We start from the raw sequence: 16,751 nt of genomic DNA, 5'->3' as shown, positions 1-16,751 counted from the left end.
GGGACGCCCTTCCTTCCCCTGCGGGTGAGCAAGGTGTGGCGCACGGTGACGGCCGGCGCGCACCGAGGGACAGGCGGCGGTACGGACCCCGAGGAGCCGGCACCGCCCCGGGCCGATCCCGCCGCACAGGACGGGTCCAGCGCAGCGGCTAGACCACCCCTAGACCTGCGGATCCGCCCTTGTGGCGCCCGGATCGCCCGGTTACCATCCCCTCAACTCTTAGGAAACTTTCCTAAGAGATGGCGGGATTCCTGTTGGTTCGGGGGCCGGACGAACGGAGAGTCATGTCCAGAAGGATCGGCGCGCTGCTCGGCGCGCTCGCGATGGCCGCGGCAGGCGGCCTGCTGGGGGCGCCGCCCGCGCTCTCGGCCGGGTCGGTCACCGCGACCTGCGCCAAGACCTCGGACTGGGGCACGGGCTTCGACGGCAGGTGCACCGTCACCAACGGCACCGGGACGGCGCTGAACGGCTGGAAGGTCGAGCTCGACCTGCCGTCCGGCACCGCGATCGGCAGCACCTACGACGCGGTCAAGGCCGTCTCGGGCGACCACTACACCTTCACGAACGCCTCCTACAACGGCACCGTCGCCGCCGGCGCCTCGGTCGCGTTCGGCTTCGGCGGCACCGGCCCGGGCTGGGTCACCGGCTGCAAGGTCGACGGCGGCGCGTGCGACGGGTCGGGCGGCGGCACCGCCGACACCCAGGCGCCGACCGCGCCGTCGGGGCTGAAGTCCACCGGCTCGACCTCGACCAGCGTCGCGCTGTCGTGGACGGCCTCCACCGACAACGTCGCGGTCACCGGCTACGACGTCTACCAGGGCGCGACCAAGGCGGCGTCGGTGACCGGCACGAGCGCCACCGTCACCGGGCTCACCGCCAAGACCGCCTACACCTTCACCGTCAAGGCGCGGGACGCGGCGGGCAACACCTCGGCCGCGTCCAGCGCCGTCAGCGTCACCACTCCCGACGGCGGGACGACGCAGCCCGGCGGCAAGAAGGTCGTCGGCTACTTCGTGGACTGGGGCGTCTACCAGCGCAACTACCACGTCAAGAACATCGACACGAGCGGCTCGGCCGCCAAGCTGACCCACATCAACTACGCGTTCGGCAACGTCCAGAACGGGCAGTGCACCGTCGGCGACAGCTACGCCGACTACGACCGCGCCTACTCGGCCGCCGAGAGCGTGGACGGCACCGCCGACACCTGGGACGCCGGCGCGCTGCGCGGCAGCTTCAACCAGCTGCGCGAGCTGAAGAAGAAGTACCCGAACCTGAAGGTGATCTGGTCGTTCGGCGGCTGGACGTGGTCGGGCGGCTTCACCCAGGCGGCCGCCAACCCCGCCGCCTTCGCCGACTCCTGCTACAAGCTCGTCGAGGACCCGCGCTGGGCGGACGTGTTCGACGGCATCGACATCGACTGGGAGTACCCCAACGCCTGCGGCCTGTCCTGCGACTCCAGCGGCGCGGCGGCCTTCAAGAACCTGATGTCGGCCCTGCGCTCGCGGTTCGGCTCGTCCGACCTGGTCACCGCCGCGATCAGCGCGGACGGCTCCAGCGGCGGCAAGCTCGACGCCGCCGACTACGCCGGCGCCGCCCAGTACGTCGACTGGTACAACCCGATGACCTACGACTACTTCGGCGCCTGGGCCGCGCAGGGCCCGACCGCCCCGCACTCGCCGCTCACCTCCTACAGCGGCATCCCGACGCCCGGCTTCTACAGCGACGCCGCCATCCAGAACCTCAAGGGCAAGGGCGTCCCGGCGTCCAAGCTGCTCCTCGGCATCGGCTTCTACGGCCGGGGCTGGACGGGCGTCACGCAGGCCGCCCCCGGCGGCACCGCCACGGGCGCCGCGCCCGGCACCTACGAGGCCGGCATCGAGGACTACAAGGTCCTCAAGTCCAAGTGCCCGGCCACCGGGACGGTCGCCGGGACCGCCTACGCCAAGTGCGGCAGCGAGTGGTGGAGCTACGACACCCCCGCGACGATCGGCGGCAAGATGTCCTACGCCAACGCCCAGGGGCTCGGCGGCGCCTTCTTCTGGGAGCTGACCGGCGACACCTCCAACGGCGAGCTGATCTCCGCGATCAAGAGCGGTCTCGGCTGACGTCGATCCCGATCCGACCCTGGGTCCGTACCACCCACCGGACGTGGGCCGAGCCGGAGATCCCCCGCCCTCCGGCTCGGCCCGCCCCGTGGCGGCTCGCAAGCTCACACCGGGTACTTCACGCCCGTCAGGTCCTCCGACAGCTCCCAGAGGGCGCGGCCCGCCTCGGGGCGGTTCGCCGCCGGGGGCATGACGGCCTTGGTGGGCGAGCCCCAGGCGCTCAGCACGCGCGGGCCGTAGCAGGCGCCGCCGCGCGCGTCGGGGGACGCCGCCGCGTACAGGGTGGGCAGCGCGCCGGACGCCGCCGACTGGGCGATGACGGTGTTGCCGAGGCCCATCAGCTTCTCCTCCAGACCGCGCCCGGCCATCCTCGGGCCGGCGGCCTGGAGGTTGGTGGCCGCGAAGCCCGGGTGCGCGGCGTCGCCGAGCAGCCCCTCGTAGCGGCGGTCCAGTTCCTTGGCGAAGATCAGGTTGGCGAGCTTGGACCAGCCGTAGGCGGCCCACTTGTTGTAGCGGCGCTCGGAGTTGGGGTCCGACAGCCGCAGCCGCCCGGTCCAGGCCATGCCGCTCGTCACCGTGACGACGCGGGGCGCGGGCGCGGCGAGGAGCGCGGGCAGCAGCAGGCCGGTCAGCGCGAAGTGGCCGAGGTGGTTGGTGCCGAACTGCATCTCGAAGCCGTCGGCGGTGGTGTGGTGCGGCAGCGCCATGACGCCGGCGTTGTTCACCAGCAGGTCCAGCGGGTCGCCGGCGTGGGCGGCCGCGAACGCCCGCACCGACGCGAGGTCGGCGAGGTCGAGCGAGGCGAGCTCGAACCGGCCGCCGGGGACGGCCGCGGCCATCCTCGTGCGGGCCTCCTCGCCGCGCCCGGCGTCGCGGCAGGCCAGCACGACGTCGGCGCCGTGCCGGCCGAGCTGGAGGGCGGTGTGGTAGCCGATGCCGCTGTTGGCCCCGGTGACGACGGCCCGCCGGCCGTGCAGATCGGGGATGTCGGACGCCGACCAGCCCATGGGAACCTCCGATGTCGCGCGCCGGACGTCGGCGCCGCACCAACCTAGGCGCGCGGCCGGACGCGGACAAGCCGCCCGGCCGCCGCGCGGCGGGACGGCCGTCAGGACGGCAGGTGGGACTCGATCGCCGAGACGACGGCGTCGGTGTCGGGCTCGGTCTGCGGCGAGAAGCGCGCCACGACCTCGCCGGAGGGGGCGACGAGGAACTTCTCGAAGTTCCACCGGATGTCGCCGGTGTAGCCCTCGGCGTCGGGGACGCCGACGAGCTCCCGGTACAGGGGGTGCCGGTCGTCGCCGTTGACGTCGACCTTCTCGGTGAGGGGGAAGGTCACCCCGTAGGTCGTCGAGCAGAACGCCTCGATCTCCTCCGGGGTCCCCGGCTCCTGCCCCATGAACTGGTTGCACGGGATCCCGAGAACGGTGAAACCGCGCTCGGCGTAGCGCTTCTGGAGGTCCTCCAGCGCGCCGTACTGAGGGGTGAGACCGCACTTGGACGCCACGTTGACGACCAGCACGGCCTTGCCCCGGTACTGTTCGAGGTCGGCGGACGGCGTCCGCAGGCCCCCGATCTCCACGTCGAAGACAGACATGGGGACGATCTTAGGAGACCGCCGCCCCGCCGCCCCGCCGCACCCGCCGGCCCCGGGCCGGCCCCCGTCAGGTGCCGAGGTCGCTCACGAACACCGACAGCGAGTGCCCGGCGTTGCCGAGCTGGTCGAAGGCGTTGTTGACCACCTGGGCGGCCGCCCGGGGGGAGGTGAGCAGGTAGAAGATGACGAAGGCGATGGCCACATAGCGGAGGTTCTTCTTCATCCGAACGCCGTCCCTGTTGTAGCGCAGCGACACACTGACCCGATCAGATTGTGCCCATCTGCTCCGACTCGCAAAGCGCGATTTTACTGTGGCTCTGCGGCTAGCGGATGATGTCTGGCGCTCGGACGGCCGTTCGATCCCCCCGCGGACGAACGGGCCCCGCACCCGGAACCGGGCACGGGGCGGACGGGCCCTCCCCCGCTACGGGATGGCGCTGACGAACTGCGAGAGCGATTCGGCCGCGCCGCCGAGACCCCCCAGGGCGCTGTTGACCAGGTTGGCCGCGCCCTCGGGCCGGCTGATCACGTACCAGGCGACAAAAGCCATGGCACCCAGCTTCATGTGCTTCTTGTTCACGTCCCCCACCCTCTGCGCTCACTTAACTACGAAGAGTAATTCCCCGGCTGCGGCGGACGCTGGTCAACGCGGCGCAAAGAACGCGTCGAGGCGATCGCGGAGTTCCGCGATCGCCTCGGTAACGGCGCAGGTGGCGGGGTCAGTCGCCGGCCGGCAGGCCGTGCTCGGTGAGATAGCTCACATACATCGGTCGGAGCGCCTCGCCGAGCTCGCCCTCGCCGGCGTTGCGGTACTCCTCCAGCAGCGACAGGACGTGGAACATGTCGAACTCGGCGCGGTCCACGTCGCCGGTCGTGGCGGCCGCGGCGGGGATGGCGCGCAGCAGCTCCCACATGAACCCGACGTCGCGCCGCTCCCGGGCCCTCTTCACCGCCGCGTCGTGCAGGTCGGACGTCGGCATCTTCTCCAGCTCGGCCTCGCCGGGCGTCACATCGGTCATGCCCGAACTCTAGCCACCGGAGATCACCGCCCGGTGCGCGCTCACTTGGCGACGGCGGTGTCGGGCACCGGCTTGTCCTCCTTCAGCGCCCCGAACAGCTGCCCGGCGAGCGTGCGGTTCCAGGTGATGTAGGAGCCGGCGGCGGCCGAGGAGCCCGTCCCGCCGATCGGGACGGTGGTGGTGAGGCCGCTCCCGCCGCTCACCCCGCGCATCGCCCACATCATGCGGACCAGGTCGTAGAGGTGGTCGCCATTGTCGACCCGGAAGTTGGACGTGGCGTTCAGCGCGAGCGGGACGCTCGCGAACGGGTTCAGCAGCGTGCCGGGGCTCGTCGCCTTCCTCATCAGCGCGCCGAAGAACTCGCGCTGGTGCTGGACGCGGTCCAGGTCGGCGCGGGCCGAGTGGCGCGTCCGCACGTAGCCGAGGGCCTGCCCGCCGTTCAGCGTCTGGCAGCCCGGCTTGAGGTTCAGGCCCGCCTTGGGGTCCTTCATCGCCGATTTGACGCAGATGTCGACGCCGCCGATCGCGTCCACCACGCCGACGAAGCCGCCGAAGCCGATCTCGGCGTAGTGGTCGATGTGGACGCCCGTCGCCTGCTCCAGGGTGCGGACCAGCAGCTTGGGGCCGCCGAAGGCGAACGCGGCGTTCAGCTTGTTGGACCCGTGGCCGGGGATCGGGACGTAGGAGTCGCGCGGCAGGCTGACGAGGGTGGTGCCGCCGCTGCCGTAGTGCAGCAGCATCATCGAGTCGGTGCGGCGGCCTGCGGCGGTACCGGTCGCATAGGCGTGCCGCTGCTGCTTGGTGAGGCCCTCGCGGCTGTCGGACCCGACGATCAGCCAGTTGGTGCCGGGGGTGTCGCCGATGCGGCCGGAGTAGTCGGTGAGGACGTCCTCGCGTTCGAGCCGCGAGTCCAGGTAGAAGTAGCCGCCGACGACCACGAGCAGCAGCACCGCGAGCACCGCGGCGAGGATCTTGGGCCAGCGGCGGCCGCGCGAGCGCCGCCCGCGCCGGCCGCGCGGCGGCGGCCCGTCGCCGTAGCCGTCGTGACCGTCGTAGCCGTCGCCGCCGTACCCGCGCAGCTGGTCGCCGGAGTGGGCGTAGGGGTCCTCGGGGACGGGACCGGGGCCGGGCCTGCTGCGCGCCACGCGCTCCTCCTCTGAAGCCGGTGTGGGTTAGACCCTAGACAACGAGGGAGGGTTCCCGCGTCCGCCCGGCGCATGATTGCGGGCCGCCCGCCGTCACCGCCACCGGCGACCCGCGGGCCGGACGCACGCCCCTCCCCCTTGCGGCTCAGCCCCTGCCGAACCCCCGGGCTATCCCCTGCCGAACCCGAAATCCGGCCGGGCGTCGCGCGGCGGCGCCACCGGGACGTCCTCGGGCCGCAGCGTGCGCACCTCGACGGCCCGCTCGGCGCCCTCCCCGAGGTCGCCGCCCGAGGTGAGGCGCCGCCCCTGGTTCGCGATCGTCTCCTCCAGCAGGTTGCGGACGAAGCGGGCGTTGGCGAACGACTCGGTGTGCTTCTCGGCGCCGAGGCGCAGCCGGACCGCGTCCAGCAGCCCGTCGGCGAGGACGAACCCCTGGTCGGCCGCCATCGAGGCGTAGATCTCCACCAGCTCGTCGTCGCTGTAGTCGCCGAACTCCAGGGTGCGCGGGAACCGGCCGGCGAGGCCGGGGTTGGAGGCCAGGAAGCGCTCCATCCGGCTCTTGTAGCCCGCCACGATGACGACCAGGTCGTGCCGGTGGTTCTCCATCGCCTGCACCAGCTCGTCGACCGCCTCCTGGCCGAAGTCGCGGCCGTCGAAGGAGTCGCCGGGGGTGAGCGCGTACGCCTCGTCGATGAACAGCACGCCGCCGCGGGCCCGCTCCACCGCCGCCCGCACCTTCGGGGCGGTCTGCCCGACGAACTCGCCGACGAGCTGGGAGCGGGTCACCTCGACCAGGTGGCCGGAGTCCAGCAGGCCGAGGTCGGCGTAGACGGCGGCGAGGAGGCGCGCCACCGTCGTCTTCGCGGTGCCGGGGTTGCCGACGAACACCAGGTGCCGGGCGGGGCTGCGCAGCCGCATCCCGGCGCGGTCGCGGTCGGGCGCCATCCGGGCGTCGGCGACCAGCCGGTGGATCTCGGCCTTGATGCCGGCGAGGCCGACCAGCCGGTCGATCTCGGCGAGCGGGTCGCCGGACGCGCGGCGCGGCGCCGCCACGAGGGTGTCCGGCACGTCCTCCAGCAGGATCTCGTCGAGCCGCTCGGTCTCGTCGACGACGCCGTCGGCGAGGACGCGGCGGCCCTGCATCGCCACCGACCACTCCAGCAGCCCGGCGGCGAGGCGCGCGTTGGCGAACCCCGGGCCGCGCTGCGCGCCCTGCAGCAGCCCGCCGACCTTCCCGGTGACGCCCGCGCCGAGCGCGTACCCGGCGTCGGCGGCGCCCTGCTCGAAGACGCGGACGAGCTGGGCGCCGGTGAGGTCGGGGAAGACCAGCGTGCGGGGGAACAGCGCGGCGAGGTCGGGGCGGCCGCGCAGCAGGCCGTTCAGCTCGTCCTCGGGGCCGGTCAGCACGACCAGCAGGTCGTCGGGCTCGTCGTGCAGCGCGCCGACGAGGGCGTCCATCACCTCGCGGGCGCGCGCCGGGTCGGCCGGGGCGGCCTCGTGCGGGTCGCGGACGACGAGGACGCCGCCGAGGGCGCTCTGCACGGCGCGGCGCACCTTCAGGGCGGTGTCGGTGGCGTAGTCGCCGAGCAGGTCGGAACGGTCGGCCTCGACGAGCTGCCCCTGCGACAGCACGCCGAGCCCGGCGTAGACCCGCCCGACGATCGCGGCGACGGAGCGGCGGCCGGTGCCGGGGTTGCCGGCGAACACCAGGTGGCGCGGGCGGGTGCCGGCCGCCGCCATCCCCGCCGCGCGGCGCAGCCGCACCGCCCGCGCCTCGGCGACCAGGGCCTGCACCTCCTCCTTGACGTCGGTCAGCCCGACGAGCGCGGCGAGCTCCTCCTGCGGGTCGCGGGCGGCGGCGGGCCGCCGCGGCAGGTCCGCCTCGGTGATCTCGGCGGCGTCGGTGTCGGCGCGGGTGAGCGCCGCCGCCGCGCACTGGGCGGCGAGCCGCTCGGCGAGCCGGGCGCCGCGCAGGTTGCCGACCGGCGGCGTCTGGGCGAGGAGCAGCCCGGCGGCGGCCGCCGCGCCGGGCGCGACGAGGGCGCCGCGGACCGCGGCGGCGCGCGCGAACAGCTCGGCGAAGCCGGCGGCGTCGAAGTCGCGGGTGCGGGCGACGTCGAACAGCTGCACGAGCGCCGGGTTGTCCTCGAACAGCCGCCGGTCGCCGCCGGGGCGGCAGAGCGCGACGACGTCCAGGGCGGGCGAGCGGGCCATCAGCCGGCGCAGCTCCTCGGCGGCGGCCGCGCCGCAGCGGTCGGCGGTGGCGAGCAGCTCCAGGTCGTCGACGACCAGCAGCAGCCGGCCCTCGGCGCACTCGCGGACCCGGGCCTGGAGCCAGAGCGCCGCGTCGCTGACGGTGAGCGCGGCGAACACCTGGTCCGACACCCACAGGGCGTCGCGCAGCACCGCCCGCTCGACGAGGATGCGCTGGACGAGCTCGGCGGCGGTGCCCTTGCCGGTGCCCTCGGGGCCGGCGACCAGCAGCCGCACCGGCCGCTCCCCCGCCAGCCGGGCGGTCAGCGCGTCGGCGAGGACGGCGGTGAGCTCGGGCTGCCCGACGAGCTCGTCCCCCGCGTCCGCCGGCGCCGCGGCCGCCGGCTCGGCCGCCGCGGCCGGGCGCGCGGGCGGCGGGACGGCGGCGGCGTTCAGCACCCGCCGGTAGGAGAACAGGCGGCGGACGTCGAGCTGGAAGTGGCGGACCGGCAGCGGGCTGCGCGGCCCGACGGCGGCGTCCGGCAGGCCCTGCACCGCGCCGAGCACGCGGGTGGCGGTGTCGAGCCAGGCGCGGCAGGCGTCGGCCTCGCCGGCGACCAGGCCGCGCGCGAGCCAGGCCCGCAGGTCGCGCTGCCACTCCTCGGCGGCGAACTCGGCGCGCAGCGCGGCGAGGCGTTCCTGCAGCAGCTCGTAGGCGCCCGTGCCGAGCGCGACGGCCAGCTCGGCGGGCGCGACCCGCACCCCCGCCGCGAGCAGCAGCCCGGCGAGCGCGGCGTCCAGGCCGCCGCCGCCGGGGACGGCCGCGCCGAGCCGCCGGTGCGCGGCGGTGAGGCCCTGGCACGCCCAGCCGAGGTAGGAGATCGGGCCGGCGAGCTCGGGCAGCAGCGCGACGGTGGCGTCGTCCAGGCCGGCCGTCCACGCCTCGTCCAGGCGGCCGAGCGGGACGGCGAGGTCGGCGGCGCGGGCCGCGGGGTCGGCGCGGCGGGCGTCGAACAGGCCGGCGAGCGCGGCGCGGCGCGCCTCGACGGGGGCGAGGCCCTCGAAGACGTCCAGGGCCTCGTGGGCCAGGTCGATCGCGACGGCGCGGAGCCCGGGGTCGTCGCCGGCGGGCTCGGGCAGCCAGAGGCCCGGCGGCCGCCACCGGCCGCCCTGGGTGAACCAGGCGGCCGGGTCGCGGACCGGCGCCTCGGGGGTGGCGAGGAACGCCGACAGCAGCTCGTAGTCGACGTCGCCGCGCGAGCCGCCGCGCAGCGCCGCGGCGCCGAGCAGGAAGGTCAGCAGCGACCACTGCTCGGCGCCCGCCGCCGACGTCCCGGGGCCGTAGAAGTCGCTCAGCCGCCGGGCCAGCCGCCCGGCGCGCGCGTCGGCGTTCAGCGCGACGGCGCGCTCCCGGATCTCCTCGTAGAGGCCGTCGGGAACCCGCCATGGACCGTGCGCGTACACGTCCAGGACCGGCTCGTCGGTCAGCAGCAGTTCGAGGTGGTCCGGCAGCCGGGGGGCACTCACCAGGAATGTCCTTTTCGCACGTTGAGCTTCGGGGGAACGGGCCATGACGTACGTCTCCGTTCGCCACCCTACTCAGCGGGACGCCGCCGTCTCCCCCGCTTGGCAGGCCCGCCCTCCTCCGGGATAGTTGCCATGTGGAAAGCTCCCGCCGGTCCGTGTCCGGCGGGGCGCCCCGACCTGAGGGGAGAACCCGTGCGTCCTCTCGAAGTGATCACCCGTGCGCAGGACGGCCGCGCCCTGGTCGAGCTGCGCGGCGAGCTCGACGTCGCCACCGCCGCGGAGCTGCGCGTGCGGCTCCGCACCGCCCGCCGCGAGCACGGCGAGAACCTGGTGCTGGACCTGCGCGGCCTGGAGTTCATGGACTCCGACGGCCTCGCGGTGCTCGTCCGCTGCTACAAGGCCGTCACCGCCGCGGGAGGCAGCCTCACCCTCGCCGGCCCCCGCCCCGTCGTCCGCCGCACCCTGGAGGTGACCGGCCTGCACCGCCGGATGACCGTCGTCGACACCCTCGCCGAGGCCCTCGCCCCCGTCCCCTAGCCGCACGCCCCTGACCACCCGGTCGCTCGACGTCGAGATGCGGCGTGTTGGCCCCTGGGAGCGCTCCCAGGGGCCAACACGCCGCATCTCGACGGGTGGTGACCGGGTGGTCGCCGGTGGAGCGGGGCGCGCGGGCGCTACAGCGGCAGGGCGGTGGGGCGCTTGGCCTCGCGGCCGTCGCCGGAGGAGCGGCCGCGGACCCGGCGGCCCACCCAGGGCAGCAGGTAGGTGCGGGCCCAGTGGACGTCCTCGCGGCGCAGCGTCAGCCAGTCCGGGACGGCCTCGGCGGGCGGCCAGGGGGCGCGCCAGCTGTCGGTCACCGGGACGCCGACGACCTCGGCGACCTTCAGCGCCATCCGGCGGTGCCCCTCCGGCGACAGGTGGAGGCGGTCGTCGGACCAGGCGCGCGGGTCGTTGAAGGCGCTGGAGGACCACAGGTCCACCACCGCGCAGTCGCGCCGGTCGGCGATGGCGCGCAGGTGCATGTTGAACGTCGCGGCCCGGCCGCGGATGCGGTGCCCCGAGCGGAGCCGGCCGACGTCGAAGGAGGTGAACAGCACGACCCGCGCGCCGGTGGCGCGCAGGGCGCGGATCGCCTCGTCGTAGACGACGGCGCAGCGGTCGGGGTCGGCGCCCGGCCTGATCATGTCGTTGCCGCCCGCGCAGAAGGTGACCAGGTCGGGCTTCAGCTCGACGGCGAGCGGGACCTGCTCGGCGGCGACCTGGCGGATCAGCTTGCCGCGCACCGCGAGGTTGGCGTAGCAGAGGCCGGGCCGCGCCGCGGCCAGGTGCTCGGCGAAGCGGTCCGCCCAGCCGCGGTACACGTCGGGCGCCCCGCCGGGGTCGGGGTCGTTCAGGCCCTCGGTGAAGCTGTCGCCGAGAGCGACGTAGGTGGTGGTCTGCTCCGGTTCGTTCATCGGGTTCCCCAGGACGGTTCATGGTCGTTCACGTAGATTAATGATGCATCGTGCACACATCCCTACGCGACCGTAGGGTCCGGCCGGACGTCCGGACCCCGCTCGTCCGCGCGCCGCCCGTCAGCGCTGGGCGGCCATCCCGCCCGGGGCGGGCTGGAACGACATGGCGTGCTGCACGAGGGTGATGAGCACCCCCTTGGTCGACTCCCGGCTGCGCGCGTCGCACTGCACGATCGGCACGTACGGGCTGATCGACAGCGCCTCCCGGATGTCCTCGGCGGCGTACTCGAACTCGCCGTGGAACCCGTTGACGCCGACCACGAAGGGCAGCCCGAGCTCCTCGAAGTAGTCCACCGCGGCGAAGCAGTCGGCGAGGCGGCGGGTGTCGACCAGCACCACCGCGCCGATGGCGCCCTTCACCAGGTCGTCCCACATGAACCAGAACCGGTGCTGGCCCGGCGTGCCGAACAGGTACAGGATCAGCTCGCGGTCGAGCGACACGCGGCCGAAGTCCATGGCGACCGTGGTGGTGGTCTTGTCCGGCACCGCCGACAGGTCGTCGATGTCGGCGCTCGCGGCGGTCATCACCGCCTCGGTGGTCAGCGGCATGATCTCCGAGACCGAGCCGACGAAGGTCGTCTTGCCGACGCCGAAACCGCCGCCGACGACGATCTTGACGGAGGTGAGCTCGGGACCCGGCGCCGCCGGGTCAGAGCTTGCGTAGTCCACTGAGAACCCTTTCGAGCAGGCGGAGGTCCGGCTGCGTGCCGGAAGGGCGCGACTGGTGCAGGCGCAGCAGTCCTTCGAGGGCCATGTCGGCGACCAGCACCCGGGCCACCCCGAGCGGCAGCCGGCAGAGCGCCGACACCTCGGCGACCGACCGCGCCGAGCGGCACAGGTCCATGATCGCCCGGTACTCGGGCGTCAGCACCGAGGTGTCGCGCGGGGGGTGCGGCACCGTGGAGACCAGGGCCTCGATGGCCAGGTCGTAGCGGGGCTTGACCCGCCCCCCGGTGACCGCGTACGGGCGCACCAGCGAGCTGCCCGCGGACTCCTCCGGCACGGCGCGGCCCGCCCCACCGGGATCACCCCAACCGGGCGATCCACCGCCGTAATGCCTGCCTCGATCCACCACGCCGACCTCCGCCAGATCCAGTCAAATCAGTAACGGGCCGGTCCCGCGCCCATCTCGGTCACCGGCGGGTAGGGCGGCTGCTGGTCCACGCCGCCGCGCAGCGCGGGCGTGAGCACCCGGCCGACGCGCTCGACCAGCAGCGTCATCTCGTAGGCGACCAGGCCGAGGTCGCAGTCCGGCGCGGCCAGCACCGCGAACACCGAGCCGTTGGCGATGGACATCACGAACAGCAGTCCGCGATCCATCTCCACGACCGTCTGGTTCACCCCGCCCGCCTCGAAGATCTTCGCGGCGCCCTGGGTGAGGCTCATCAGTCCCGACGCGATGGCCGACAGCTGGTCCGCCCGCTCGGGCGGGAAACCGGCCGAGTAGGCCATCGGCAGGCCGTCGGAGGAGACCACCACCGCGTGCGCGACCTTCGGAACCCGGTCCGCGAAGTTCGTCACCAACCAGTTGAGATCCTGCCCGTTCACCGGGTTCCTCCTGTCTCTCCGTCGTTCCACGACGGACGCTCGCTCGTGCTGTCGGCCGGTCCACCGTCGCGGGTCTCGTTGCGGCCCCTGTAGACGCCGCGCTGCAGACTCGCGAACCGGTCGCGGACCTGTTCGGCCGACTGTTCCCGCTGCGGCCCGAAGCCCGCGCCCGCGCCCTCCTGCTCCGCGGCCCCCTGCTGGGGCTGCGGGGCGGGCTGGGCGGTGGGCACCGCGCCGGGGACCCGGTTCTTGCCGGGCACCCGCTTCGGCAGGCCGGCGGACGTCTTCCGGCCGGCGACGGGCTTGGCGGCCGCGGCGGCCGCCTCGAACCCGGCGTCGCCCGCCGAGGTCCAGCCCTTCACCGGATCCTGCGTCCCGGCGCCACCGCCGTCGCGCCGCTGGAACCATTCCGATTGCATCGCGTCGAAGATAGGCGACCGGGCGGGCGGCGCCGCGGGCGCCCTCCGCTCGGGCGCCGGCGGGGCGGGCCGGGCGGGGGGCTCGGGAGCGGGCGGTTCCGCATGGGGTTCCTCCAGCGTGAACGGCGCGGGAAGGGGCGCCGCGGCGTCCCGGGAACGCGGATCCGCCGGGGTCTCCGGCAGGGGTCCGGTGTCCCACGAGACCGGCCGCTGCGGCCGGGCGGGGTCGGGCAGCGCGGGCTGCGCCTCGGGCACGGCCGGCGCGTCCCCGAAGGCGCCGGCGGCGCGTCCGGGGAGGTGGGAGCCGGGACGGCGCACCGGCAGCTCGCCGCTGCGGTCGGTGCCGTCCTCGGGGACGACGGGGGGCAGCGGCCCGGTGTCGTAGCGGGGGCCGCCGGCGTCGTGGACGGGGGGCAGCGGACCGGTGTCGAGCGGCGAGCGGCCGTCGTCGGGCGTCCGCGGGATCGGGCCGGTGTCGAAGCGCCGGTCGCCGGGGACCGCCGGCTGCGCGCCGGTGTCGTAGCGCCCGCGCGGCGCCTGGCGGGCGCCGGTGTCGAAGCCGCCGTCGTAGCCGCCGGTCCGGTAGCCGCCGGTGCCGTAGCCGCCGGACTCGTAGCCGCCGGACTCGTAGCCGCCCGGCTCGTAGCCGCCGGACTCGTGGCCGGCGGTCTCGTAGCCGCCGGTGTCCTGGGCCGGCCGGCGGCGCCGGCCGCCGCCCTGCCCGCGGCCGAGCGGCTGGTCGTCGGGCACGACCGGCAGCGGGCTCGTGCCGCCGCGGCCGGGCTGCCGGCCGGCGTCCTCGTAGCCGCGCGGGCCGGCGCCGGGCCGGTCCTGCGCCGCGCCGTAGGACGGCCGGCCGCCCGGCTCCTCGCCGCGCCCGTACCCGCCGCCGTCGAGCGTCCGCGGGATCGGGCCGGTGCCGGCGCGGCCGCGGGGCTCCTCGGCGGCGAACACGCCGCCGGGCGCCGGCGGGGCCTCGGCGAGCGCGACCGGCGCGCCGCCCGCGGCGGTGTGGGCCTGCCGGCGGGCGCCGACGCCGCCGGTGCTCTCGCCGGGGATGATGAGCCCGTCGGGGATCATGACGAAGGCGGTGAGGCCGCCGCCCTGCGCGGCGCGCAGCTCGACCCGGATGCCGTGCCGGACCGCCAGGCGGCCGACCACGAACAGGCCCATGCGGCGGGCCGCGGCGAAGTCGATGACGGGCGGGTTGGCGAGGCGCCAGTTGGCCTGCTCCAGCACGTCGGGCGCCATGCCGACGCCGTTGTCGTTGATCTGGAGCATCGCGCCGCCGCCGCTCAGCAGCTGGCCGGAGACCGTCACCTTGGTCTGCTCGGAGGAGAAGACGGTGGCGTTCTCCACCAGCTCGGCGAGCAGGTGCACGAGGTCGTTGACGACCGGGCCGGCGACCAGCATGTCGCCGTGCACGCGCAGCGAGATCCGCTCGTACTGCTCGACCTCCGACAGCGAGGCGCGCACCACGTCGATCAGCGGGACCGGCTGGCTGCGCCGCCGCACCTGGTCCTGGCCGCCGAGGACCAGCAGGTTCTCGGAGTTGCGGCGCATGCGGGTGGCCAGGTGGTCGAGGCGGAACAGGTTGGCGAGCTGCTCCTCGTCGCGCTCGCTCTGCTCCAGCTTCTCGATGAGCTGGAGCTGGCTCTCGATGAGGCTCTGGCTGCGGCGCGACAGGTTGACGAACATCGCGTTGATGTTGCCGCGCAGGACCGCCTCGTCGGCGGCGAGCCGGACCGCCTCGCGGTGGACCTCGTCGAAGGCGCGGGCGACCTGGCCGATCTCGTCGCTGGAGTCGACGTTGATGGGCTCGACCTCGATGCCGCCGGCGGCGGCCTCGGGATCGCGCAGCCGGTCGACCAGGCCGGGCAGCCGGGAGCCGGCGACCTCCAGCGCGCCCTCCTGGAGGCGGCGCAGCGGGCGCACCAGCGAGCGCGCCACGATGAAGGTCAGCAGCAGGACCGCGAGCAGGACCAGGGCGACGACGACGGCCTGCACGATCGCCGACCGGGTGGCGTCGTCGCGGTGCGAGGCCGCGGCGGCGACGTTGTCGTCGCTGATCCGCCGCTCCACCGTGCGCATCTTGTCGATCGTGCCGCTCATCGCCTTCAGCCAGGCGATGGCGTCGCTGCGGCTGCCCGCCTCCAGGTTGAGGCGGCCGGTGCCGACGGCGATCGCGCGCTCGCGGTACTCGGCGGCCTTGTCGACGTCGGTGCCGGTGACGGTGTCGTCGAAGAACTGGCGCTGCCCCAGGGTCGCGGCGGTGCGGAAGGCGGTGAGGTCGCCGTCCTCCTGCGCCCGCGCGTCCAGCAGGACGGCCTGCTGGGCGGCGTTCATCCGCCCGGTGATCGCGCCGGCGTACAGCACGGCGCGCTCGCGCGACGCCTGCTCCTTGGCCCGCGACAGCGCGACGAGCGCGCGGGAGGAGGCGGCGAGCCGCTCGTCGTTGGAACCCTCCGCGACGTTGTCGAGGAAGCTGATCATCTCGCCCAGCGACTCGGAGTACTTCTCCTGCACCGTGTCGGCCGGCACCTGCGCCTTGGTGAGCTCGCGCAGCGCGGCGACGCCGTCCAGCCGGTTGAGGATCGCGCGGGTGGCGACGGCGCTGTTGCCGTCGGCGTGCGCGAGCACGTCGGCGGCCTGCCGCCGCACCTGCTTGACGGCGGTGTCCACCCGGGCGTACTGCGCCTGCAGCGCGGGGCCGCCGGCCGACCGGCCGCCGGCGATGTACCCGGCCGACAGGTCGCGCTCGTAGCCGAACTCCTGCGTGAGCGCGGCGACGCCCCCGCCGAGGCGGGCGAGGCGCTCCACCCGGTCGTAGACGCCGGCGTCGTTGGCGGCCGCGGCGACCCGCAGGCCGCCGAGGGCGACGGCGACGGTCGTCGGGATGAGGATCAGGGCGATGAGCCGCGCCGGCACCCGCCAGTTGGACAGCCGCAGCCGGGACGCACCGCGCCGGGGGGCCGCGGGGGCCGCGCCCGTCGCCAACCGCCGCTCGGACGCGGGACCGTCCGGTCCGGGCCTGTCCTCCGGATGGGCGTCCAGCGCTGGATCGCCCGGTTGCATGCCCACTTGGCGTTTACACCCTCTCACATACAGTGCCGAACCGCGGTCGCTCCGGACGTGCCGCAGTCGGTGGCGCGAACCCGCTTTGCCGCGCGTCTCGCCTACCGGCTCCCACCGCGCCCGACATTGCAGCACATTAGAGGATGCGTCGCAAAGACGACCGTCATTCACCGATCTTGCCGGTCCCGACCTGCCCGTCATCCCTTTTGTCCGATTTTTTCCCGGTGGTCACCTGCGACACATCACGGAGAGTGAACGCCGGGCGCGGAATTGGTGACGGCCGAACGGCGCTCGGAAATGCCGGTGCCAATCGTGTAACAGCCCGGAAAAGAGTTCTTCACTCCGATAGGCCCGCATGTGCCCGGAGCCCCGCAGCGCACGGCATTCCCGCCCCCGCAGGGCACCGCGGGGGCGGGAGCGATTTATCCAAGAGATGGACGAATGCTCACGTATCTGCGATATGGTCCCGCTGCCGGTGATCAAGAGGTCAGCGGCCGGGCCTTCCCCCTGAGGCCGGGCGCGCACGCGGCCGTATCCGCCACCGGTGCCCCCGCGAGAACAGCCTTGAGGATTCATCAGATGCAACGGTCTTCCCGCACCCTTCCCCGT

Annotated in this window: 14 protein-coding genes; 2 read left to right on the top strand and 12 right to left on the bottom strand. The window is 74.4% G+C overall.

Going from position 1 to position 16,751, the window contains the following annotated elements:
- Positions 1 to 284 precede the first annotated feature (284 nt).
- The gene (locus tag K1Y72_RS37045; protein WP_220165042.1) at positions 285 to 2,105 is read left to right on the top strand and encodes a glycosyl hydrolase family 18 protein; all 1,821 of its coding nucleotides are present in this window, start codon (positions 285 to 287) and stop codon (positions 2,103 to 2,105) included.
- A gap of 104 nt (positions 2,106 to 2,209) precedes the next feature.
- On the opposite strand, the gene K1Y72_RS08980 is transcribed toward K1Y72_RS37045, so the two are convergent.
- From K1Y72_RS08980 to K1Y72_RS37040, 7 genes are all read right to left on the bottom strand, one after another.
- The gene (locus tag K1Y72_RS08980) at positions 2,210 to 3,112 is read right to left on the bottom strand and encodes an oxidoreductase (protein WP_220165039.1); all 903 of its coding nucleotides are present in this window, start codon (positions 3,110 to 3,112) and stop codon (positions 2,210 to 2,212) included.
- Between the two features lie 101 nt (positions 3,113 to 3,213).
- The gene (locus tag K1Y72_RS08975; protein ID WP_220165037.1) at positions 3,214 to 3,702 is read right to left on the bottom strand and encodes a glutathione peroxidase; all 489 of its coding nucleotides are present in this window, start codon (positions 3,700 to 3,702) and stop codon (positions 3,214 to 3,216) included.
- A gap of 67 nt (positions 3,703 to 3,769) precedes the next feature.
- On the bottom strand, positions 3,770 to 3,925 hold the full coding sequence (locus K1Y72_RS08970; protein WP_220165036.1) for a hypothetical protein: 156 nt from the start codon (positions 3,923 to 3,925) through the stop codon (positions 3,770 to 3,772).
- A 201-nt stretch (positions 3,926 to 4,126) separates the two neighbouring features.
- Positions 4,127 to 4,282, bottom strand: coding sequence for a hypothetical protein (locus K1Y72_RS08965; protein ID WP_220165188.1), 156 nt, complete (start codon positions 4,280 to 4,282; stop codon positions 4,127 to 4,129).
- Positions 4,283 to 4,421: 139 nt separating this feature from the next.
- Entirely contained in the window at positions 4,422 to 4,721 is a 300-nt protein-coding gene (locus K1Y72_RS08960; RefSeq protein ID WP_220165035.1) for a hypothetical protein, read from the bottom strand.
- A 41-nt stretch (positions 4,722 to 4,762) separates the two neighbouring features.
- Positions 4,763 to 5,866 carry an LCP family protein gene (locus K1Y72_RS08955; protein ID WP_220165034.1) on the bottom strand — a complete coding sequence of 368 codons (1,104 nt, stop codon included), beginning with the start codon at positions 5,864 to 5,866 and terminating at the stop codon, positions 4,763 to 4,765.
- A 168-nt stretch (positions 5,867 to 6,034) separates the two neighbouring features.
- Entirely contained in the window at positions 6,035 to 9,586 is a 3,552-nt protein-coding gene (locus K1Y72_RS37040; RefSeq protein WP_220165033.1) for an AAA family ATPase, read from the bottom strand.
- A gap of 192 nt (positions 9,587 to 9,778) precedes the next feature.
- On the opposite strand from K1Y72_RS37040, the gene K1Y72_RS08945 reads away from it, so the two are divergent.
- Positions 9,779 to 10,123, top strand: a complete 345-nt coding sequence (locus K1Y72_RS08945; protein WP_220165032.1) for an STAS domain-containing protein — start codon at positions 9,779 to 9,781, stop codon at positions 10,121 to 10,123.
- 137 nt (positions 10,124 to 10,260) lie between these two features.
- Here the strand turns inward: K1Y72_RS08945 and K1Y72_RS08940 are convergent, their stop codons facing one another.
- The 5 genes from K1Y72_RS08940 to K1Y72_RS08920 form a co-directional block, all read right to left on the bottom strand.
- Positions 10,261 to 11,040: an SGNH/GDSL hydrolase family protein gene (locus K1Y72_RS08940; protein ID WP_220165031.1), complete on the bottom strand. Its 780-nt coding sequence runs from the start codon at positions 11,038 to 11,040 to the stop codon at positions 10,261 to 10,263.
- A 120-nt stretch (positions 11,041 to 11,160) separates the two neighbouring features.
- Complete coding sequence (locus tag K1Y72_RS08935; RefSeq protein WP_220165030.1) at positions 11,161 to 11,769, bottom strand: GTP-binding protein; 609 nt, start codon at positions 11,767 to 11,769, stop codon at positions 11,161 to 11,163.
- Positions 11,750 to 12,172: a DUF742 domain-containing protein gene (locus K1Y72_RS08930; RefSeq protein WP_372452856.1), complete on the bottom strand. Its 423-nt coding sequence runs from the start codon at positions 12,170 to 12,172 to the stop codon at positions 11,750 to 11,752. The genes K1Y72_RS08935 and K1Y72_RS08930 overlap by 20 nt, the downstream gene beginning before the upstream one ends.
- A gap of 29 nt (positions 12,173 to 12,201) precedes the next feature.
- Positions 12,202 to 12,648 (bottom strand): roadblock/LC7 domain-containing protein, encoded by a 447-nt coding sequence (locus K1Y72_RS08925; protein ID WP_220165026.1) that lies wholly within the window; start codon positions 12,646 to 12,648, stop codon positions 12,202 to 12,204.
- A complete protein-coding gene (locus tag K1Y72_RS08920; protein ID WP_258572179.1) occupies positions 12,645 to 16,142 on the bottom strand; it encodes a sensor histidine kinase in 3,498 nt (1,165 codons plus the stop codon). The genes K1Y72_RS08925 and K1Y72_RS08920 overlap by 4 nt, the downstream gene beginning before the upstream one ends.
- Positions 16,143 to 16,751: the final 609 nt, after the last annotated feature.

This window comes from Actinomadura parmotrematis (assembly GCF_019458805.1).
In the GTDB taxonomy this organism is placed as follows: domain Bacteria; phylum Actinomycetota; class Actinomycetes; order Streptosporangiales; family Streptosporangiaceae; genus Spirillospora; species Spirillospora parmotrematis.
The sequence above is the reverse complement of the archived record's forward strand: the minus strand, read 5'-3'. Positions and strand labels throughout refer to the sequence as shown.

Bases quoted from the DNA above. Each gene is read 5' to 3' on its own strand.
- K1Y72_RS37045 (WP_220165042.1), top strand. From the start codon at position 285: ATGTCCAGAAGGATCGGCGCGCTGCTCGGCGCGCTCGCGATGGCCGCG.
- K1Y72_RS08920 (WP_258572179.1), bottom strand. From the start codon at position 16,142: ATGCAACCGGGCGATCCAGCGCTGGACGCCCATCCGGAGGACAGGCCC.
- K1Y72_RS08940 (WP_220165031.1), bottom strand. From the start codon at position 11,040: ATGAACGAACCGGAGCAGACCACCACCTACGTCGCTCTCGGCGACAGC.
- K1Y72_RS08960 (WP_220165035.1), bottom strand. From the start codon at position 4,721: ATGACCGATGTGACGCCCGGCGAGGCCGAGCTGGAGAAGATGCCGACG.
- K1Y72_RS08975 (WP_220165037.1), bottom strand. From the start codon at position 3,702: ATGTCTGTCTTCGACGTGGAGATCGGGGGCCTGCGGACGCCGTCCGCC.
- K1Y72_RS08970 (WP_220165036.1), bottom strand. From the start codon at position 3,925: ATGAAGAAGAACCTCCGCTATGTGGCCATCGCCTTCGTCATCTTCTAC.
- K1Y72_RS08980 (WP_220165039.1), bottom strand. From the start codon at position 3,112: ATGGGCTGGTCGGCGTCCGACATCCCCGATCTGCACGGCCGGCGGGCC.